Consider the following 20,486-nt stretch of genomic DNA (forward strand, 5'->3'; position numbering starts at 1 on the left):
TCACTGCAGCATCTCCAGAAGTCGGTCGGTGGTCAGCGGCACGCCGCAGGTGCGCGCGATCCAGTGCAGCGCAAGGTCGTGGTCGGCGCGCGAAAAGTCGGCGACCGCGTCGGCGACGACGAAGGTCTCGATATCGCGCTGGAAGGCGTCGGTCGCCGTCGACAGCACGCCGATGTGCGCGTAGACGCCGGTGATCAGCAACTGGTCGCGACCGCGCGCGCGCATCAGCGTGTCGAGGTTGCTGCGCTGGAAGGCGCTGTAGCGGTGCTTGACCAGCACGTGGTCGCCGTCGGCCGGCGCCAGCGCATCGATGATGCTCTCGTGCTCGGCGCTCGCCTGCATGCCCGGGCCCCAGAGATCGGCCTGCAGGCCGCGATCGCGCCGGTCCTGGTGGCCGCGCTGCGCGGTGTAGAACACCGGGATGCCCGCGCCGCGGCAATGCGCGAGCAGGCGCGCGAGGTTCTGCACGGCAGGCGCCAGCGGCGCGTCGTCCTGCGCGAACGCGGCGAGGAAGTAGCGCTGCATGTCGTGGACGAGCAACGCGGCGCGCTTCGGTTCGGGCAGCCATTGGCCGCGTGCCACCGGGAGTTCGGCGGCGGTGGGCAACGGATACGGTGCGATCTTCGGCAGGCCCATCAACCGGCGTCCTTCTGCTCTTCGAGGAAACGCGCGCGCAGCTGCGCACGCAGCTCGCGCCGGCTGACCTTGCCGACCGCCGTGGTGCCGAACGCATCGACGAACACGATCTGGTCCGGCACCTTGAACGCCGCGAGCCCGCGGCCGCGCACCCAAGCCTTGAGCTCGGCCGGACGCGGCTTCGTATCGCCGGGAATCACGAACGCGCAGCTGCGCTCACCGAGGAATTCGTCGGGGATCGACACCACCGCTGCGTCGAACACCTGCGGATGCGCGAGCAGGTGGTCTTCGATCTCCTCGGCCGAGATCTTCTCGCCGGCACGGTTGATGTGGTCGGTCGCTCGGCCCTGCACGATCAGATGGCCGCTAGGCAGGCGCTGCACCATGTCGCCGGTGCGATAGAAGCCGTCGTCGGTGAACGACCGCGCATTCGCCGCGTCGTCGTTGTGATAGCCGCGGATCGTGTACGGGCCACGCGTCAGCAGATGGCCGATTTCGCCATCGGCGACCGGCGCGCCGTGATCGTCGACCACCAACACTTCATCATCGGCGCTGATCGGTCGGCCCTGCGTGGTCAGCACGAGATCATCGGCATCGTCGAGACGCGTGTAGTTCACCAGGCCTTCGGCCATGCCGAACACCTGCTGCAGCGTGCAGCCCAGGCCCGCGACCACGCGGCGCGCGGCCTCCGGCACCAGCTTGGCGCCGCCGACCTGCAGCACCTGCAGGCTCGACAGATCGTGCGCGGTCTTGCCCGCGGCATCAGCCCACAACAGCGCGAGCGGCGGCACGAGGCCGACGCAGGTCACGCGCTCGCGGGCGATCTGCGGGAACGCGACATCGGGCCCGGGGCCGGGACTCAGCACCACACGCGCGGCGGCGTACAGCGCGCCGAAGAAGCCGGGCGAGCTCATCGGGAAATTGTGCGCGGCCGGCAGCGCGACCATGTAGACGCTGTCCGCATCGATACCGCACAACGCGTTGCTCGCGCGGAAGCTGTAGATGTAGTCGTCGTGCGTGCGCGGAATCAACTTCGACAGGCCGGTGCTGCCGCCGGAGATCTGCAGGAACGCGACCGACTGCGGATCGGGATCGCCGGGCAGCGCACCATGCGGACCGTCGAGCGCATCGATCGACACGAACTCCGCCGCATCGCCGACGACGAAGACCTGCCGCACCGCAGGCACTTCGGCCTGCAGTTCGCGCGCGAGCGTGCGGTAGTCGAAGGTCTCGTAGCGGTCCGCGCAGACGTAGGCACTGGCCTCCGACTTGCGCGCGAAATGCGCGACCTCGGCCAGCCGGTGCGCGGGCAAGGCGTAGACCGGCACCAGCTGCGCGCGGAACAGCGCACAGACCACGGCAATGAATTCGGGAATGTTGCCCAGCTGCACGACGACACGGTCGCCGGGCGCCAGACCGCTCGCGAGCAGGCCCGCGGCGATGCGTTCGGCCTCGGACCACAGCTGCGCATAGGTCCAGCGCGTATCGCCGCCGACGACGGCAACGCTGTCTGCGAAGCGCGCCGCGCGCTCGCGCAGGAAGCCGGGGAAGGTCTCGCCGCGCCAGTGGCCGGCGGCGCGGTAGCGCGCGACGAAATCGTCGGGCCACGTCTGCCGCAGCGGCACGGTGTGTCGGGATGCATCGGTCATGCGGAACAGGTGTCCTGGTGTGTCTTCAGGCCGCGCGGGCGTCGTCGATGCCGAGCGCGTTGCGCAGGGCCATGAACTTCGCCGCGGTCTCGTCGACCTCGAGCGCGGGCTGCGAATCGGCCACGATACCGGCCCCGGCGAACAGATGCATCGCGTGGCCCTGCACGCGCGCGCAGCGGATCGCCACGTACCAGTCGCCATCGCCCGACGCATCGGTCCAGCCGACCGCGCCGGCGTAGAAGCCGCGGTCGAAGGGTTCGAGATCGCGGATCGCCTGCAGCGCCGGCAGACGCGGCGTGCCGCAGACCGCGGGTGTGGGATGCAGCACACCGGCGAGCGTCGCCGACGAGATGTCGTCGGTCTTCAACGTGCCGGTGATACGCGTCGCGAGATGCCACATCGTCGCGGTCGCATGCAGCGACGGTCGCGGCGGCGCCTGCAACTGGCTGCACAGCGGCGCGAGGCCATCGAGGATCGCTTCGACGACGAAGCGGTGTTCGTGCAGATCCTTGTCCGAGGCCAGCAGCGCATCGGTACGACGGCGGTCTTCGGCCTCGTTGCCGACGCGACGCGCCGAACCGGCCAGCGGATGCGAGACCACCGCGCGGCCACGACGCGACACCAGCAGCTCCGGCGTCGCGCCGACCAGCCAGGCGGGCGCTTCGCCCGGCGCAACCGGCAGCGGCACGACATAGGTGGTCACGCTGGCATCGCTGCCGAGCTTGACCGCGAGCACGTGCGGATCGATCGGTGCCGCGCCTTCCACGCGCAGGCCGCGCGCGAGTACGACCTTGCGCAGCGCGTCCTCGCCGGCGGGCGCATCGCGCAGCACGGCGACGCAGCGCGCGACCGCGTCGGCGTAGTCGGCGGCAGGCGGCAGTTCAGCCGTAGCGAACAGCGGGCCGAGCGTCGACGGCAGGCTGCCGGTGCCGGGCGTGGAGAAGCGCTCGGGCTGATACAGCGCGTCGTCCTGGTGCGGATCGAACGGCAGCGCACCGACCAGAAGATCCGCTCCGCTGCGCGGCGTGGCGAAGAACGTGGCGACGCGTTCGCCGAGCGTCGCTGCGGGGCCAGCCGGCAGACGGCTGCGGATGCCATCGGTCGCCAGACGCCGGTCCGGCGCGTGCAGGCGGAACAGGCTGGCGACATCGCCGCCCAGATCGCGCGCGTCGATGGCGCGGGTCGCGCTCATGCAGGCCGTCTCGCGTGCAATGTGGCGACCAGCGACAGCAATGCCAACACCACGCCGACGAACAGATACGGCGCCGACGGCGACCAGCGATACAGCAGCGTGCCGAGCAGCGGGCCGGCGACCATGCCCATGCCCTGCACCGCCGCGACCGTGCCGGCGGCCGCGCCCTGCTCGTGCGACTCGACCGAATCGGCCGCCAGCGCCTGGAACGACGGAAACACGAAGCCCATGCCGAACGCGGCGAATCCATAGGCCGCCAGCAGCTGCCATTGCACGGCCACCAGTGCCGAAGAGGCGAAGCCGATGCCCGAGACGAACGCGCCGAACGCGATCCAGCGCGCCGGCGGCACCGCTTTGAAACGCATCACCAGTGACTGGGCGAAGATCAGGCCGATGCCGACAGCCGTCAGCGCCAGACCGGCGACGCGCGCGCCGTCGGCCGGCGACAGCTGCAGCCGGTCGATCGCGAAGAAGCCGACGACGACCTGGGCGATCGTCACCGATACCATCGCCGCGAACACGGTGAACACCGGCAGGCGCAGACGTGGATCGGCCAGCGCCATGCCCGTCTTCGGCTTCTGGTGCAGGCTGTCCGAAGGCGGCGTGTCGGGCAGCCGCCACCACAGCACGACGAGCGCCAGCAGCGGCAGCGCTGCCGCGATGTACAGCGCCAGTGCGATCCCGTGGAAAGCGATCCAGCCGGCCGCGGCCGGGCCCAGCACCATGCCGAGCGCGTTCGCGGTGCCGAGCTTGGCCATCGCACTGCCGCGCAGACCGGGCGCGACTTCATCGGCGACCAGCGCGCCGGCGGTCGGCGGAATGGCCGCATAGAACAGGCCGATCAACGCGCGCGTGCCCACCAGCATCACCACCGACACCAGCACCGCCGGCGGCGACCGCAGCGCCACGTCCACGAACACCGCCATCGCGATGTAGACCACCGCGTAGCCGGTCAGACCGATCAGCAGCACGCGTCGACGGCCGATGCGATCACTGAGCCGGCCCCAGCGTCGCGCCGACAGCATCCACAGCACGCCCGCGGCGGTGACCGACAGACCGGCGTGCCATTCGGCCAGTCCCAGCAGACGCACGACCGGGCCCACCACCGCGACGAAGGCCATCATTGCCATCGTGCCCACGAGGGCAGTGAACACCAGCGCCGGCAGGGCGGACGCGGTGCGGGGCGCGGTCGTCGCAGTGTGCATCGGGATCTCGGGTTCGCGGGCGCCAGCGGCGGCCTGGCAGGCAATGCGCCGGGTGTCCGTCGGTTGACGGCCTCGAGCGCAGTACAGGACCCAAATGATAACAGATCGCATTTGCGGACAACCACGGAAGGCGCCGCGAGACGCTTCGTTCCGCCGCAATGAAGTTATTGAGAATAATTCGCATTCATTTTACTATTCGCGAACGTCGCCCAGCGACGCCCTTTCCACGTCACCGCCTGCCGCCGCCATGGCGAGTTACCAGCGCCGGAGTTTCCGCATGTCGTCCGCCCCACTGCACCGCACTGCCCTGTCCGCCTCGATCGCCCTTCTGCTGTCCGCGCCTGCCCTCGCGCAGAGCCTGTCCGACGACACCGACCGCGACGCCGTCGAACTCGACACCGTCCGCGTGACCGCCGAAGCCATCGCCCGTCAGGCGCTGGGCACCTCGGTGATCACGGTCGAGGACATCGAGCGCCGTCCGCCGGCGAACGATCTGTCGGAGCTGATCCGCACGATGCCGGGCGTGAACCTCACTGGTAACAGTTCCTCGGGCCAGTACGGCAACAACCGCCAGATCGACCTGCGCGGCATGGGCCCGGAGAACACGCTGATCCTCGTCGACGGTAAGCCGGTCGGCTCGCGCGATTCGATCCGCATGGGCCGCAGCGGCGAGCGCAACACGCGCGGCGACACCAACTGGGTGCCGGCCGAAGCTGTCGAGCGCATCGAAGTGCTGCGCGGACCGGCGGCGGCGCGCTACGGCTCGGGCGCCTCGGGCGGCGTGGTCAACATCATCACCAAGCGTCCGACCGGCGATCTGAGCGGCTCGTTGAGCCTGTTCGGCCAGGTGCCGCAGCATGGCGTCGAAGGCGGCAGCCAGCGTGCCGGCGTGACCCTGAGCGGCCCGCTGACCGATGCCCTGTCGTTCCGCCTCTACGGCAACCTCAACAAGACCGAGGCCGATTCGCTCGACCTCAACGCCGACTTCCTGACCGACGTCGGCGTCACCCCGCCCGCGGGCCGCGAAGGCGTGCGCAACAAGGACGTCAACGCGCTGCTGCGCTGGGACATCAACGAGGCGCACGTGGTCGAGTTCGAGGCCGGCACCAGCCGCCAGGGCAACATCTACGCCGGCGACCGCGCGGTCAGCCTCGATGGCACGCCGCTGACGACCGAGCTCGCCGAACAGGGCGCCGAGACCAACCGCATGTACCGCAACAGCGGCGCGGTGACCCATCGCGGCCGCTGGGGCGATGCATCGTCGCGCGTGACCGTCGCCTTCGAAGGCACCAACAACACGCGCCTCAACGAAGGCCTGGCCGGTGGCCCGGAAGGCACGATCGGCAGCGCGACTGCATCGTCGACCTCGCGCCTGCGCAACTACGCGATCGACGGCGAAGTGAACCTGCCGACGACCATCGGCGCCACCGAGCACATCTGGACGGTCGGCTTCGAGCATCGCGACAGCGAGCTGGAAGATCCGTATTCGATGTCGCAGTCGGGCGGCAATGGCGGCGGCATTCCGGGCCTCGATCCGAACCGTGGCGGCGGCAAGGCCGATGCGCAGACATCGGCGGTGTTCGTCGAGGACAACATCTACGCCGGCGAGCGCTGGATCCTGACTCCGGGCGTGCGCTTCGATCATCACAGCCAGTTCGGCAACAACGCCAGCCCCAGCCTCAACGTGCAGTTCGCGCTGAGCGAAGACCTCAAGCTCAAGGGCGGCGTGGCGCGCGCGTTCAAGGCGCCGAATCTCTACCAGTCGAACCCGAACTATCTGTACTACACGATGGGCTTCGGCTGCCCGGACAACTTCCCGAGCTTCGGCTCGGGCTGCTACATCCTCGGCAACGCCGATCTCGACGCCGAGACCAGCATCAACAAGGAAATCGGCATCGAGTGGGCGCCGGTCTCCGGCCACCACGCCTCGCTGACCTACTTCCACAATGACTACAAGGACAAGGTGGTGTCGGGCTTCACGCCGATCGGGCAGACGCCGGGAACGCCGACCGTGCGCCCCGCGCGCCTCTTCCAGTGGGAGAACGCGCCCGAAGCCGTGGTCTCGGGCCTGGAAGGCAACATCAATATCCCGCTGATCGGCGAGCGCGGCAGCGTGCTGAAGTGGAACAACAACGTCACCTACATGATCGAGAACGAGAACAAGGTGACCGGACAGCCGCTGTCGGTGATCCCGGAATACACCGTCAATACCTCGCTCGACTGGCAGGCCACCGACGCGCTGTCGCTGCTGCTGACCGGCACGTTCTACGGCCGCCAGGAACCGGCGACGCGCGACATGAACAACGACGACCGCTGCGATGAAGCCGGCGCGGACTGCGTGTCCGTGCGCCAGGTGCGCGAGCCGTACAACATCTGGGGCATCGGCGCGCGCTACCGCATCACGCCGACGATCAGCCTCGGGGGCGGCGTCAACAACCTGCTCGACAAGCGCCTGTTCCGCGAGTCCAACAGCCAGTACGCAGGCGCGGCCACTTACAACGAGCCGGGCCGCTCGTACTACGTGAGCATGAACATCGGCTTCTGATGTCGCGCGGCCTCCGGGCCGTACCCGGCCGGACCGTCCAGGGTCCAGCCCTCATTCCGCGACGTTCTGGACGCATCCCGCCCGTCGCACGAAGATCGGACCCCCGCACCTCACGATGTCCCGCATGCCCAACCGCCGATCCACCGCTGCACGTCCGCTGCGCCTGGCCACGCTCGCCGCGGCCGCCGGCCTGCTGTTCGCGCTGCAGGCCGTGCCACAGGTCGCGTCCGCGCAGCAGCGCGATCCGACGAAGTCGATCACCGATACCGTCGCCAATCACGCCTCGCAGCACTACACCTTCCAGCGCTTCGACGTCAGCAGCGCCGACGGCCAGCGCACCTGGCGCGTGCACGTGGCTGCGCCGAAAGGCGCCGCGCCCGCGGGCGGCTGGCCGGCGTTCTGGATGCTCGACGGCAACGCCGCGCTGATCGAATTCGACGACGCTTTGCTCGCCGAACTCGCCGCGCAGCCGGTGCCGCATGCGCTGGTGTTCGTCGGCTACGCCAACGATCTGCGCATCGATTCCGAAGCGCGCACGCGCGACTACACGCCATTCACCGGAGAACGCCCGGTGCGCGACGGCGGCACGATCGTCGGCGGCGGTGGCGCGGATGCGCTGCTGGAAGTCATCGAACGCTCGATCCGGCCCGAAGTCGAACGCCGCGTCGCCACCGATCCGACGCAGCAGACGCTGTGGGGCCATTCGCTGGCCGGCCTGTTCGCGCTGCATGTGCTGTACACGCGCACCGGCGCGTTCGACACCTACGCCGCCGGCAGTCCGTCGCTGTGGTGGGGCGATGGCGCATTGCTCGGCGCGCCTGAGCAGCGCTTCGTCGCCAACAACGCCGGCCGCCAAGCGCGCGTGCTGATCGGCCTGGGCGAAGGCGAGCGCACGCGTCAGGTCGCGCACCGCGATCTCAATGATCCGCGCGTGCGGGTGCATCTGCGCCGCATCGAAGCCGCGCCGCCGGATTCGGCAGAGAAACTCGCGCAGCGCCTGTCCGAAGTCGACGGCCTGCAGGTCGAATACCGCCAGTTCCCCGCGCTGACCCACGGCCCGATGTTCCGCGCCTCGCTGATGTGGGCGCTGCACGCGATCACCGGCGTCGCCGATCACAGCGACACGCCGAGTCATGCCGACGGCGTGGATCCCAACCGGTGAACGCACGCGCGACGGACATCGACGGCTATGCGGCGGATGCCGCATACCCGATGCATTTCCATCGCGAACAGATGCCGGCGTGGCTGCACGCCACCGCCACTGCGCTCGGCTTCCGCGCGCCCGATCTCGCCCGGCCCTACCGCTGGTGCGAACTCGGCAGCGGCGCAGGCCTGACCGCACTGGTCGCCGCGGCCTGCAATCCTGCGGGCAGTTTCACCGCAGTCGATACCGATGCCGCGCAGATCGGTCAAACGCGCGACATCGCCGAACGTGCGGGGCTGGCGAATCTCGAATGCGTCCACGCGGATCTGCGCGACTACACCACGCACGACGACGAGTCCTTCGATTTCATCGTCTCCCACGGTCTCTGGGCCTGGGTGTCGGACGCGGTGCGCGCATCATTCCTCGCGATCGTCGAACGGCGTCTCGCGCCCGGCGGCCTGCTCGAACTTGGCTACATGAGTCATCCGGGCGCCTCGCAACTGCAGGGCGCGCAGCGTCTGCTGCACGAAGCCGGCCGCCATCTCGAAGGCGATGCACCGGCGCGCGTGACCGGGGCGCTGTCGTTGCTGCGCGATCTCGCCGATGGCGGCGCGGGTTTCTTCGCCGAACATCCGGGCGCGTCGCGCCAGCTGGACGCAATGGAGCGCGAGCCGGCCGGCTACATCGCCCACGAATTCCTCGGTGCGCACTGGCAGCCGCAACACGTCGCCGATGTGATCCGCGCCTTCGCGGGCGTGGATTGCGGTTTTCTCGGCAGCGCGACGCCGATCGAGAACATCGATGCACTGTCGATTCCCGGCCAGCTGCAGGCGCGGCTGCGCACGCTGCCGCCCGGCCCGCTCGCCGAGACAGCACGCGATCTCGCGCGTAACCAGAGCCTGCGTCGCGATCTGTTCCAGCGCGACGCGCGCCGGCTCGACGACGCCGCGCATCTCGACGCACTCGATGCGCTGGTCTTCGCCGCCCTGCCCGGCGCGCCGACCACGCTCACCGGCGATCTGCGTTTCGACACCCGCATCGGGCCGGTGACCGGCGCGCGCGATCTATTCGCGCCTGCGCTCGATGCACTCGCGCAGGGACCGCTGTCGTTCGCCGAACTGCGGGTTCGCGCGCCGTATGACGCCGCGCCAGGTCTGCTCAACCAGGCGCTACAGGCGCTGACGTGGGCCGGCTTCGTGCATGCCTGCCTGCCGTCGAGCCGCGACACGTCAGCCGATGCGCTGTCGCGTCAACTCGCTCCGCTTCCGGGCGTTCCCGCGTTGGCGCTGTTGCCGGCGATCGGGTCCGCCGCCCTACGCCAGGTGCAGCGATGACTGCCATCGCCCACCCAGCACACGTTGTGCCCGCTCTACACGCAATGTCCTTCCGGCGATACGGAACGCCGGTCCAATCCACGCTCCAGGAGTTCGTCATGCAAAAGTTGTCCTCGCGTCGTCTGCGGCTCGCCGCCCTGTCCATCGCCCTGTGCGCCGCCGTCGGCGCCGTGGGTGCACAGGGCTTCGGCCAGCCGGCCATCGACTTCAAGGGCGCCGTGCGCGCCGGCAGCCCGGTGATCAAGGCCGGCGACACGGTCGAGCTCAACGGCACCGGCTTCCAGCCCGGCCAGTCGGTCACGCTGCTGCGCGGCGAAACAGTGCTCAACGCCCAGCCCTACACCGCCGATGCCGAAGGCCGCTTCAAGGGCAATGTGCAGATCCCGGCCGACGCCGTGACCGGTCGTCACCCGGTCGTCGTGCGCGCCGCCAACCCGGATGCCGCCGTCGTGTTCGATCTGAAGATCTCGAAGGAACTGCCGCTGTCGGGCGCCGAAAGCTTCGACGTCGCCAGCAACAAGCTCGTGCAGGGCCTGTACCAGTCGGCCTACAGCGCGAAGAGCGATGCGCTGTTCGTGACCTCCGCCGTCGGCCGTCCGCCGGTCACCCAGTCCGAGCTGGTCAAGGTCGACCCGCAGACGCTTGAAATCGTCGCGCGCGCCACCCCGGCCAAGGTCGCCGGCCAGACCGACGAGCGCGTGTATGCGGTCTATGGCGTGGGCGTCGACGACGTCAACGGTCACGTCTGGGTCACCAACACCCGTGACAACACGGTCGCCGTCTACAAGCAGTCCGACCTGTCGCTGGTCAAGCAGTTCGAAGCCGGCCTGGTGCCGCACGCGCGCGACATCATCGTCGACACCAAGGACGGTCGCGTCTACGCCTCGGCCGCATTCGAGCCGACGCTGGCCGTGTTCGATGCGAAGACGCTCGAGCCGCTCGCACCGGTCGAGATCCAGTCGTCGATCCGCGGCGAGAAGTTCGGCCCGATGAGCCTCGCCCTCGACGAAACCACCGGCCGCGTCTACACGGTCAGCATGACCGGCGAAGCCGCGGTGATCGACGGCGCCAACGGCACGGTCGAGAAGGTGTTCGCGCTGCCCAACGCCAATGGCGCTTCGGGCGTGGCGTTCGACGCGGCGAACAAGCGTCTGTACGTCGCCTCGCAGGGCAGCGACAACGTGCTGATCGTCGATGCCGAAGCCGGCACCGTGCTGCATGACGTCTACGTCGGCGCGGGCGCGTTGAATGTCGCGTTCGACGCGCAGTCGGGCCTGGCCTTCGTGCCGAACCGAGGCGCCGGTACGGTCACCGCGATCAACGGCGAAGGCCAGGTCGTGGGCAACCTCGAAGGCGGCACGTTCCCGAACCACGTCGCCACCGACGGCCGCGGCCACGTGTTCTCGGTCAACAAGTCGCGCGGCGCGGAAGACCCGGCCGGCGACCACGTGCGCCGGATCACGCCGAAAGCCAACTGAAAAACCCTCTAAAATGGGCACTCGCAGCGGCCGGACCCCGGTCCGGCCGCTGCTTTTTTTTTGCCGCGATGGAATTGAAGATGTTCGAACGCCGCCTCCGCGCCCCGCTGCTCCTCGTCCTCGCCTGCGCGCTCGCCGCATGCGCGCCGTCGTCCGCGCCGCCCGAGGCCGCATCGACGACCGATGCACGAGCCACGCCGGATGCGTTGTCGGAAGGCTGGCTGCGGATCGCCGGCACCGACATCCCGCGCGTCGCACGCTCGCAGCAGGACCTGCCGGTCACGGTGCGGTCCGACGATGACGTCGAAGTCACCATCACCGACACCGCCCGCACGATCGTCGGCAACGACGACATCGTGATGGTCATGGATTCACTGGGTCTGTCCGACCAGGTGTTCGCCGCGCCGACCAATGCCGTCACGGAGACCGGCCGCCAGGCGCAGCACCATTTCCTGTTCAACCGCACCACCGGCGTCGAAGGCATCCTCAGCCTCGACGGCACCCTGTTCGTCGGCAACAGCCTGCGCCGCCACGGCAAGCTCGCGCAGCCGCTGCGCGATGCCGGCCAGACGCTGGTGATCGTCGACGAACTGCAGCCGATTCCGGAAAAGGTGCGCAAGCTCGCGACCGTGTTCGGCCACACCGACGAAGGCGAACAGCTCGCCACGCAGGTGCAGCAGCAGCTCGACGAAGCCGCGCGCATCGCAGCCACTCACACGCGCAAGCCGCGCGTGATCCACATTTCCGCCACCGGAGGTGGCGGCGCGCCGGCGGTGGCCGGTGCCGATACCGCAGCGGCGGGCATGATCCGTCTCGCCGGCGGCATCAACGTCGGCGACGAGGCCAAGGTCTCCAACTATTCGCAGCTCAGCAACGAAGGCATCGTCGCGGTCGAACCGGAGGTGATCCTGGTCAGCGAAGACGACCTGCGCGTGTTCGGCGGCGAAGCCGGTCTGTGGAAGGCGTATCCGACGCTGAAGCAGACGCCGGCAGGCCTCGCCAACCGCGTCTGGGTGATGCCCGACACGCAGCTCAAGGTCAGCAGCATCGGTGGCGGCACCGGCGCGGTCGCGCTGGCGCAGGCGCTGACCACGCTGGCCGCCGAACTCGACACCGCGCCCGGCGCATGACCGGAGCTGCACGACGCACCGGCCTGGTCCGGCGACCGCCTGGAGGGCTGCTGTTCGTCGGCATGCTGGCCCTGCTGGTGATCGTGATCGTGCTGTCATTCGGCATCGGCCCGCTGCGCATTCCGCCCGGCGACGTGGTGCACGTGATCGCGCACAAGCTGGGCCTCGTCGATGCCGGCGCGCTCACGCAACGCGACATTTCGGTGGTCTGGAACCTGCGCGTGCCGCGTGCGCTGCTGGCGGTGATCGTCGGCGCGTCGCTGGCGATGGCCGGCGCGGGCCTGCAAGGACTGTTCGGCAATCCGCTGGCCGATCCCGGCATCGTCGGCGTGACCCATGGCGCCGCGCTCGGCGCGGTGTCGGCGATCGTGCTCGGGCTGACCGCATTCGGCGCGTGGACGATCCCGGTCGCGGCCTTTCTCGGCGGCGCCGCGACGACGACACTGATCTATGTCCTCGCGCGTCCGGATCGGGGCACGGGCACCGCAACGCTGCTGCTGGTTGGCATCGCAATCGCGGCGGCGTGTTCCGCGGCGATCGGGTTCTTCACCTACATCGCCGATGCCGACGAACTGCAGTCGCTGGTGTTCTGGCAGATGGGCTCGCTGGCGATGGCGAACTGGAACTCGATGCTGGCCGCGCTGCCGGCCTTCGCGCTCGGCGCGGTCGCACTGCGCGCGCTCGCGACGCCGCTCGATATGCTCGCGCTGGGCGAACGCCAGGCGCAGCACATCGGTCTGGACGTCAAACGCGCGCGGCTGATGCTGATCGCGGTCTGCGCGCTGCTGGTCGGCTCGGCGGTCGCGTTCGCCGGCGTGGTCGGATTCGTCGGCCTCGTCGTGCCGCATTTCGTGCGTCTGCTCGCAGGCCCGGGCCACCGCTGGCTGGTGCCGCTGTCGGCCGCCGCCGGTGGCCTGCTGATCGTCGTCGCCGACACCGCCGCGCGCAGCCTCGATCCGCCGTCTGAGATTCCGCTCGGCCTGTTCTCGGCCGCGCTCGGCGCGCCGTTCTTCCTGTGGCTGGTGCTGCGCCGCAAGGGCGCGGCATGAGTCACGACGCCGCGCACGACGTACTCGCGCTCGACGGCGTGACCGTGCGCATCGACGGCCGCGCGATTCTCGACGCGGTCGACCTGCGCTTCGCACGCGGCACGCTCACCGCACTGGTCGGGCCGAACGGCGCCGGCAAATCGACCCTGCTCGCGGTCGCGAGCGGCGATCTCGTGCCGGCCGCCGGTCGCGTGCGGTTGTCGGGCGCCGAACTGCGCGACTGGAAAGCCCGACCGCTCGCCCGCGAGCGCAGCGTGCTGCCGCAGGACCACGCAGTGCGCTTCGGCTTCAGCGTGCGCGAAGTCGTGGCGATGGGACGCCTGCCGCATGCGCCGGATCCCGAAACCGACGCGCGCATTGTCGACGCCGCCCTGGTATCGGCCGACGTCATGCATTTCGAAGGCCGCGACGTACAGACGCTGTCCGGCGGCGAGGCCTCGCGCACCGCGTTCGCACGCGTGCTGGCGCAGACGACTCCGGTCGTGTTCCTCGACGAACCCACCGCTGCGCTCGACCTGCAGCACCAGGAAGGCGTGCTGCGCATCGCCCGCGGCCTCGCCGACGACGGCGCCTGCGTGATCGTCGTCCTGCACGACCTCAATCTCGCCGCCGGCTACGCCGACCGCATCGCGATGCTGCATCAGGGCCGTATCGCCGCCGACGGCAGCCCGCGCGAAGTGCTGACCCAGGCGACGATCGAACGCGTCTACGCGCAGCCGGTCCTCGTGCTCGAACACCCGACCCGCGGCGTGCCGCTGGTGGTCAGCGACGATCCGCGTCCGTCGCGCTGATTCAAGTTCGGCGCGGACCCGCCTGTTCGCCCGGTTTTCGACACACGCCGACTCGAGAACGCGCCAGTCGTCAGCGAAACCGGTCGCCCGCGAAGTTCGAGCCCCTCTCCCTCTGGGAGAGGGGTTGGGGTGAGGGCGCACTTCTTCGCGCCGCACCAGAACCCGCTCCACTTGGCGCCGCGAAGCCACCAGCGCATCATCGAACTACCGCCGCCAATCGCGCATAAGCCGGAGACCCGCGATGCCCACTCCCGCCGGTTCCACCATCATCCCCTGCCTGCGCTACGACGACGCGCTGCGCATGATCGACTGGCTGCGCGACGCCTTCGGCTTCCAGGCCCAGGCCGTGTACGCCGACGGCGACACCGTCCACCACGCACAGCTGGTGTTCGGCAGCGGCATGCTGATGCTCGGCTCGACACAGCGCGGCAGCGAATGGGGCGATCTGATCACCCAGCCCCGCGACATTGGTGGCCGTACCACCCAGAGTCCCTGCGTCGTCGTCACCGACCCGGACGCGCACTACGCACGCGCGAAGGCCGCGGGCGCGGAGATCGTGCAGGACATCGCCGACCAGCCCTACGGTGGCCGCGGCTATTCCTGCCGCGATCCGGAAGGCCACCTGTGGTGGTTCGGCAGCTACGACCCGTGGGCCAAGTGAGCGTCTGATCTGCCGGGAGCGCGCTCGCGCGCTCCGATGCAGCAATCAGCCTTCGCGCAGACGCGCGACGACCGGCGCGACCTGCGCCTGCCGGCCCAGCGCTACGCCGACATCCGCCAGCCGCTGTGCCAGCGCCTCGGCCTCGTCGGCGCGCAGCGTCGCGTGGCCGACCTTGCGACCGTCGCGCGCCTGCTTGCCGTAGTCGTGCCAGTGCCCGCCGGCCGCCGACAGCACCGGCGCGGCATCAGGCATCTCGCCGATCCAGTTGAGCATGCTGACCACGCCGCGCACGGCGGTATCGCCGAGCGGCAGGCCGAGCACCGCACGCAGATGGTTCTGGAACTGCGAGGTCTCACTGCCTTCGATCGTCCAGTGTCCGGAGTTGTGCACGCGCGGCGCGAGTTCGTTGGCGAGCAGTTCGCCATCGCGGCAGAACAGTTCGAGTGCGAACACGCCGACATAGCCGAGACGTTCGGCGATCGCGCGCGCATGCGACAGGGCCGTCGTGTGCAGCGACGCATCGACACGCGCGGGCGCCAGGCTCGCCGACAGCACGCCGTCGACGTGCCAGTTCTCGGTCAGCGGCCAGGCGCGGAACTCGCCATCGCGACCGCGCACGGCGACCACGCTGAGTTCGCGCTGGAACGCGACGAAGCCTTCGAGAATCAACCCGACCGTTTCGGCCTGCGCACCGAGCGCATCCCACGCAGCATCAACGTCCGCCGGCGACTTGATCCGGAACTGGCCCTTGCCGTCGTAGCCCAGCCGCCGCGTCTTGAGGATACAAGGCGTACCGATACGCGCGACCGCGTCGTCGAGCTGCGCGCGTGTCGCGACATCGGCGAAATCCGGCACCGGAATGTCGAGTTCGCGGAACAGTGTCTTCTCCGCGAGCCGGTCCTGGGTCAGCGCCAGCGCGCCGGGATTGGGAAACACCGGCACGCGCTCGGCGAGCCAGTGCGCGCTCTCGGCCGGCACGTTCTCGAAATCGAAAGTCGCGACGTCCACCTTGCCGGCGAATTCGGCCAACGCCGCTTTATCGCGATAGTCGCCGACCAGCAGCGGCGCGAACTGGCCCGCGCAGGCGTCATCGGCGGTGTCCATCACCAGGAACCGCAGCCCCAGCGACGCGCCCGACAGTGCCAGCATGCGCGCGAGCTGGCCACCGCCGAGGATGCCGACCGTCGTCGCGCTCATCGACGCGGGTCGTCGTTGCCGGCGACGTCGTCGGTCTGACGCTGGCGGAACTCGGCGAGTGCAGCCGCGACCGAGGGGTCGTCGAACGCCAGCATCGCCGCGGCGAACAGCGCCGCATTGGCGGCGCCGGCATTGCCGATCGCGAACGTCGCCACCGGAATGCCGGCCGGCATCTGCACGATCGACAGCAGCGAATCCATGCCGTTGAGCGCCTTCGACTGCACCGGCACGCCGAGCACGGGCACTGCGGTCTTGGAGGCGAGCATGCCCGGCAGGTGGGCGGCGCCACCGGCGCCGGCGATGATCGCGCGCAGGCCGCGCGACTGCGCGCTGGATGCGTATTCGAACAACACGTCGGGCGTGCGATGCGCGGACACGACACGGACTTCGTGCGGAACACCCAGCTGCTCGAGCTTCTGCGCGGCGTGCTGCATCGTGTCCCAGTCGGATCGCGATCCCATCACGATGCCGACCTTCGGCGGTACGGAACTGGCGGTCATTGGGGGGTCCCCGGCCACAAAGACGCATTTTATCCGCCCCGGCGTCATCGTGCTTGCATGCCGGCCGCGCATCGCCGAATGCTACCCTTCCGGTCCGCTCCCGTTGCCCGCACAAGACCGCCCATGGACCGCAAGCTGCTCGATATTCTCGTCTGTCCCGCCAGCCGCCAGCCGCTCGCGCTGCTCGATGCAGCGGGCCTCGACGCGCTCAATGCGGCGATTGCCGCGGGCTCGGCGCGACGCGAAGACGGCGCCGCGCAGGCCGGCCCTGTGCGCGAGGCGCTGATCACCCACGATCGCAAGCGCGTCTACCGCGTCGACGACGGCATTCCGGTGCTGCTGGTCGAGGAAGCCATCGGCACCGCACAGATCCCCGACTTCCCGAAGGCATGAGCGGAACCGACCGCCTCGAGATTCCGCACGCGGCGGTCGCGGCCAACGTTGCGGCCGCACTCGCAGAAGACATCGGCAGCGGCGACGTCACCGCGGCGCTGCTGCCCGATCACGACGACGTCGCCTACCTGCTGTGCAAGGAAGACGCTGTGGTTTGCGGACGACCCTGGTTCGACGCCTGCCATCGCGCGCTCGATCCCGATATGCGCATCGACTGGCGCGTGGCCGAGGGCGACCACGTCACCGCCGGCACCGTGCTCGCGACCCTGGCCGGACATGCCCGCACCCTGGTCAGCGCGGAACGCACCTCGCTCAATTTCATGCAGACGCTGAGCGCGACGGCAACCGCCACCGCGCGCCACGTTGCCGCGGTAGCCGGCACCGGCACGCGCATCCTCGATACCCGCAAGACCCTGCCCGGGCTGCGGCTGGCGCAGAAGTACGCGGTGCGCGTCGGCGGTGGCCACAACCATCGCATCGGTCTCTACGACACGGTGATGCTCAAGGAGAACCATGTCCGCGCGGCCGGCGGCATCGCCGCGGCGGTCGAGGCGGCGCGGGCGCAATGGCCCGGACTGCCACTTGTGATCGAAGTGGAAACGCTGGACGAACTGCGCGCCGCACTCGATGCCGGCTGCACGCGCGTGCTGATCGACGACTTCGATGCAGAGACGCGCCGCGAAGCCGTGCGCATCGCCCGCGGGGCGCCGTACGACGGACGCATTCCGCTGGAAGTCTCGGGCAGCGTCGACCTCGATGGCCTGCGCGCGATCGCCGAGGACGGCGTGGACTGCGTGTCGATTGGCGGTCTGACCAAGCATGTCCGCGCGATCGATCTGTCGTTGAAACTCGGCCCGCCGCCGCGCTGATCGCGCCGCGCGTCGCAACCCGCTCTAACGATTTCGCTTTACTGACGCACTCACGTCACTGACATTCTTACGCGCAAGCGAAACGTCGACCCTCAAGGCGCGCGGATCGCAAGCCGCAACACGCCATCCCCACATCCACACTTGTATCCGGCATCCGCCGCCGCCACAGTTCGCGCATGCCCGACTTTCCGACGATGATCTTCGTGATGCTGGCCGCGTTCGCCGCATTCCTGTGGTGGAGCGGTGCGCGTGCGGCCGCAGAACGCGCCGGTCAGCTCGGGCGCGATGCCTGCGAACGCGCAGGCGTGCAGTGGCTGGACCAGGCCGTACACGCGCACTCGATGCGCCTGCGCCGTGGCGACGACGGACGTCTGCGCGTCGAACGCAGCTTCCGTTTCGAGTATTCGGAGGATGGCGTGCAGCGCCACATCGGGCATCTGGTGCTGCGCGGCGAACAGCTGATCGCCTTCAGCGGCCCGACCCGCCCGCAGGCCGTGCCGATCCACTGGACCAACTGAGATCGAAAGGCGCTCGTCATCGCCCTCGCGCTTTGACGTGCTGACGCTCTCACGTCCTGACGCACTCACGCCCTAACGCACTCACGCCCTAACTGCTCTCTCTGCCTACTTGACGACCCGCAGATGACCGCGACGCGGCTCCGGCGGCGTATCGCCATCGGGCGGATCATCCGGACCCTCGGCGGTGCCGTCGTCTTCCACCGCGTGCAGCGACGGGGCGCTTTCCTCGGCATCGTCACGCAGCTCACCCGAGCCGACGATCTCTTCCGGCAACGCCATGCCCTGCCCGGTTTCGCGCGCGTAGATTGCAAGCACGGCGCCTACCGGCACCAGCACCGACTGGCTGACACCGCCGAACCGCGCGGAGAACCGCACGCTGTCGTTGTCCATTTCCAGCCGGCCGACTGCGCGGTCTGCGACGTTGAGCACGATGCGTCCGTCCTTGACCGCATGCGCCGGCACGCGCACGCCGGGCTGCCGCGCATCGACGAGGATGTGCGGCGTCATGCCGTTGTCGGCGATCCATTCGTAGAGCGCCCGCAGCAGGTACGGGCGATGGCTGGTCATCGGGGGCGTGCTGTCCGTCATACGTGACAGTTTAGCTGTTCATTCCGTCGTTCAGATGTGCACGGCTGAACAGCTCGGCAGCCGCCGTTCAATCAGGCAGCGCGCGCAGCTGCCGCTCCTGCGGCGTCAGGCTGCGGACGAAGCCGGGGCTGCGGAAGATCCGGTTGCCGTAGTCCTCGATCGCCTTGGCGCCATCCTTCGGCAGCGGGATGTCGAGCGCCTGCAGGCGCCAGACGATCGGCGCGACCGCGCAGTCGGCCAGACTCATTTCCGCGTTAAGAAAGAACTTGCTGGCCTTGAACAGCGGCACGGCCGAGGTCACCAGTTCCTTCAGGCGCTTGCGGCCGCTTTCGGCCTGCGCCTTGTTGCCCATCTGGATGGCCTGCACCTGCGGCACCCAGTCGTGCTCGATGCGCAGCATCGCCAGACGCAGGCGCGCGCGTGACAGCGGATCGACCGGCATCAGCGGCGGATGCGGGTAGCGCTCGTCGAGATACTCGCTGACCACGCTCGCGGCGTAGAGCACCAGCTCGCGTTCGACCAGGGTCGGCACCGAGTGGTAGGGGTTGAGGTCGATCAGATCCTCGGGCGGATTCTGCGCATCGACCGGCACCATGTCGTAGTTCACGCCCTTGGCGGCCAGCACCAGGCGTGCACGATGACAGAGTACGTCGTCGACAGAAGAGAACAGCGTCAGCACGTTTCGCATGGATGCACTCACGGCCGTCGCCCGGCCTGTCCGGAGGCTGGAGTCCGCCAGCCCGGTGACGCCGACTGCTGCTCGCAGACGGTTGTCGCGGTTTCCCGAGTCTCGCATTTACGTGAGCCGGACGGCAATGGGCCGGTCGGCACGCGGACACCGTCCCCGGCACGCGCCGGGGACGGGATCGATCAGTGGACGTCGCGCCAGTATTCCTGCTTCAACAGCCAGGCCAGGAACGTCAGCAGGGTCAGGAACAGCAGCACCCAGACGCCGAGCTGCTGGCGCTTGAGCGCGGCCGGTTCGCCGACGTATTCCAGGAACGTGGTGATGTCGCGGACGGTCTGGTCGAACTGGCGGGCGTCCTGGCTGCCAGGCGTGCCCAGCTCCAGATGCGCGACCACCGGCTCGCCGGTGTCGTCGACCTCGCCGTGCACGGGACGCTGCAGGCCCTGCATCTCCCAGAGCGGGTTGGGCATCGAGGCGTTCGGGAACAGCGTGTTGTTCCAGCCCAGCGGACGGCTCTCGTCGAGATAGAACGACTTGAGATAGGTGTAGACCCAGTCGCTGCCGCGCACGCGGGTGATCAGGCTCAGATCCGGCGGCGCCTGGCCGAACCACTGCGCGCCGTGCTCGGGCGTCATCGACGACACGATGTGCTCGCCGTAAGCCGCGCCGGTGAGGTTGAGGTTGTTCATCACCTCGTCTTCGGTCAGGCCCAGATCCTCGGCCATGCGCGAGTAGCGCATGAACTTCAGCGAGTGGCAGCCGGCGCAGTAGTTCATGTACAGCTGCGCGCCGCGCTGCAGCGAAGCGCGGTCACCGATGTCGGTGCCAGCCTGCTCGACCGGCCCGCCGGCGGCGGCAAGCGCGCCGAACGACAGCAGCAGGCCCGCGACGGTGGTGGCGATGCGCGCGAAACACATGC

Annotated in this window: 20 protein-coding genes; 11 read left to right on the top strand and 9 right to left on the bottom strand. The window is 69.2% G+C overall.

The window, feature by feature from the left end; genetic code table 11:
• Genes LU699_RS02465 through LU699_RS02480 form a run of 4 tightly spaced genes read right to left on the bottom strand, consistent with a single transcriptional unit; the run spans position 1 to position 4,682 of the window.
• On the bottom strand, positions 1–636 hold the full coding sequence (locus tag LU699_RS02465; RefSeq protein ID WP_269781329.1) for an isochorismatase family protein: 636 nt from the start codon (positions 634–636) through the stop codon (positions 1–3).
• On the bottom strand, positions 636–2,285 hold the full coding sequence (locus LU699_RS02470) for a (2,3-dihydroxybenzoyl)adenylate synthase (protein WP_232150347.1): 1,650 nt from the start codon (positions 2,283–2,285) through the stop codon (positions 636–638). The genes LU699_RS02465 and LU699_RS02470 overlap by 1 nt, the downstream gene beginning before the upstream one ends.
• A 25-nt stretch (positions 2,286–2,310) precedes the next feature.
• Positions 2,311–3,477, bottom strand: coding sequence for an isochorismate synthase (locus LU699_RS02475; RefSeq protein WP_232137823.1), 1,167 nt, complete (start codon positions 3,475–3,477; stop codon positions 2,311–2,313).
• Positions 3,474–4,682: an MFS transporter gene (locus LU699_RS02480; RefSeq protein WP_232137824.1), complete on the bottom strand. Its 1,209-nt coding sequence runs from the start codon at positions 4,680–4,682 to the stop codon at positions 3,474–3,476. The genes LU699_RS02475 and LU699_RS02480 overlap by 4 nt, the downstream gene beginning before the upstream one ends.
• Before the next feature lie 277 nt (positions 4,683–4,959).
• Here LU699_RS02480 and LU699_RS02485 point away from each other — a divergent pair, with 277 nt between their 5' ends.
• The 8 genes from LU699_RS02485 (at position 4,960) to LU699_RS02520 (ending at position 14,814) form a co-directional block, all read left to right on the top strand.
• Positions 4,960–7,227, top strand: a complete 2,268-nt coding sequence (locus tag LU699_RS02485; protein WP_232137825.1) for a TonB-dependent siderophore receptor — start codon at positions 4,960–4,962, stop codon at positions 7,225–7,227.
• Between the two features lie 124 nt (positions 7,228–7,351).
• Complete coding sequence (locus tag LU699_RS02490) at positions 7,352–8,389, top strand: alpha/beta hydrolase (RefSeq protein WP_232137826.1); 1,038 nt, start codon at positions 7,352–7,354, stop codon at positions 8,387–8,389.
• Positions 8,386–9,705, top strand: coding sequence for a class I SAM-dependent methyltransferase (locus tag LU699_RS02495; RefSeq protein ID WP_232137827.1), 1,320 nt, complete (start codon positions 8,386–8,388; stop codon positions 9,703–9,705). Before LU699_RS02490 ends, LU699_RS02495 begins: the two co-directional genes overlap by 4 nt.
• Before the next feature lie 98 nt (positions 9,706–9,803).
• Positions 9,804–11,183 (top strand): YncE family protein, encoded by a 1,380-nt coding sequence (locus LU699_RS02500; RefSeq protein ID WP_232137828.1) that lies wholly within the window; start codon positions 9,804–9,806, stop codon positions 11,181–11,183.
• An 80-nt stretch (positions 11,184–11,263) separates the two neighbouring features.
• On the top strand, positions 11,264–12,313 hold the full coding sequence (locus tag LU699_RS02505) for a heme/hemin ABC transporter substrate-binding protein (protein WP_232137830.1): 1,050 nt from the start codon (positions 11,264–11,266) through the stop codon (positions 12,311–12,313).
• Complete coding sequence (locus LU699_RS02510) at positions 12,310–13,362, top strand: FecCD family ABC transporter permease (RefSeq protein WP_232137831.1); 1,053 nt, start codon at positions 12,310–12,312, stop codon at positions 13,360–13,362. The genes LU699_RS02505 and LU699_RS02510 overlap by 4 nt, the downstream gene beginning before the upstream one ends.
• Positions 13,359–14,153 (top strand): heme ABC transporter ATP-binding protein, encoded by a 795-nt coding sequence (locus LU699_RS02515; RefSeq protein ID WP_232137832.1) that lies wholly within the window; start codon positions 13,359–13,361, stop codon positions 14,151–14,153. The genes LU699_RS02510 and LU699_RS02515 overlap by 4 nt, the downstream gene beginning before the upstream one ends.
• Positions 14,154–14,394: 241 nt before the next feature.
• Entirely contained in the window at positions 14,395–14,814 is a 420-nt protein-coding gene (locus tag LU699_RS02520) for a VOC family protein (RefSeq protein ID WP_232137833.1), read from the top strand.
• A 45-nt stretch (positions 14,815–14,859) separates the two neighbouring features.
• Here the strand turns inward: LU699_RS02520 and LU699_RS02525 are convergent, their stop codons facing one another.
• Together LU699_RS02525 and purE are read right to left on the bottom strand one after the other, a co-directional pair.
• Positions 14,860–16,011, bottom strand: a complete 1,152-nt coding sequence (locus tag LU699_RS02525; protein WP_232137834.1) for a 5-(carboxyamino)imidazole ribonucleotide synthase — start codon at positions 16,009–16,011, stop codon at positions 14,860–14,862.
• Positions 16,008–16,511, bottom strand: a complete 504-nt coding sequence (gene purE / locus LU699_RS02530; protein ID WP_232137835.1) for a 5-(carboxyamino)imidazole ribonucleotide mutase — start codon at positions 16,509–16,511, stop codon at positions 16,008–16,010. Before purE ends, LU699_RS02525 begins: the two co-directional genes overlap by 4 nt.
• 123 nt (positions 16,512–16,634) lie before the next feature.
• Here purE and LU699_RS02535 point away from each other — a divergent pair, with 123 nt between their 5' ends.
• The 3 genes from LU699_RS02535 (at position 16,635) to LU699_RS02545 (ending at position 18,291) form a co-directional block, all read left to right on the top strand.
• On the top strand, positions 16,635–16,904 hold the full coding sequence (locus LU699_RS02535; protein WP_232137836.1) for a Trm112 family protein: 270 nt from the start codon (positions 16,635–16,637) through the stop codon (positions 16,902–16,904).
• A complete protein-coding gene (gene nadC, locus LU699_RS02540; RefSeq protein ID WP_232137837.1) occupies positions 16,901–17,773 on the top strand; it encodes a carboxylating nicotinate-nucleotide diphosphorylase in 873 nt (290 codons plus the stop codon). Before LU699_RS02535 ends, nadC begins: the two co-directional genes overlap by 4 nt.
• Before the next feature lie 176 nt (positions 17,774–17,949).
• Positions 17,950–18,291, top strand: coding sequence for a DUF3301 domain-containing protein (locus LU699_RS02545; RefSeq protein ID WP_232137838.1), 342 nt, complete (start codon positions 17,950–17,952; stop codon positions 18,289–18,291).
• Positions 18,292–18,396: 105 nt separating this feature from the next.
• Here LU699_RS02545 and LU699_RS02550 read toward each other — a convergent pair whose 3' ends face one another.
• From LU699_RS02550 to LU699_RS02560, 3 genes are all read right to left on the bottom strand, one after another.
• Complete coding sequence (locus LU699_RS02550; RefSeq protein ID WP_232137839.1) at positions 18,397–18,879, bottom strand: ClpXP protease specificity-enhancing factor; 483 nt, start codon at positions 18,877–18,879, stop codon at positions 18,397–18,399.
• Between the two features lie 67 nt (positions 18,880–18,946).
• Positions 18,947–19,567, bottom strand: a complete 621-nt coding sequence (locus LU699_RS02555; protein WP_232137840.1) for a glutathione S-transferase N-terminal domain-containing protein — start codon at positions 19,565–19,567, stop codon at positions 18,947–18,949.
• Positions 19,568–19,749: 182 nt separating this feature from the next.
• The gene (locus LU699_RS02560) at positions 19,750–20,484 is read right to left on the bottom strand and encodes a cytochrome c1 (protein WP_425491141.1); all 735 of its coding nucleotides are present in this window, start codon (positions 20,482–20,484) and stop codon (positions 19,750–19,752) included.
• Positions 20,485–20,486: the final 2 nt, after the last annotated feature.

Origin of the sequence: Luteimonas fraxinea (assembly GCF_021233355.1) — a bacterium.
In the GTDB taxonomy this organism is placed as follows: Bacteria; Pseudomonadota; Gammaproteobacteria; order Xanthomonadales; family Xanthomonadaceae; genus Luteimonas; species Luteimonas fraxinea.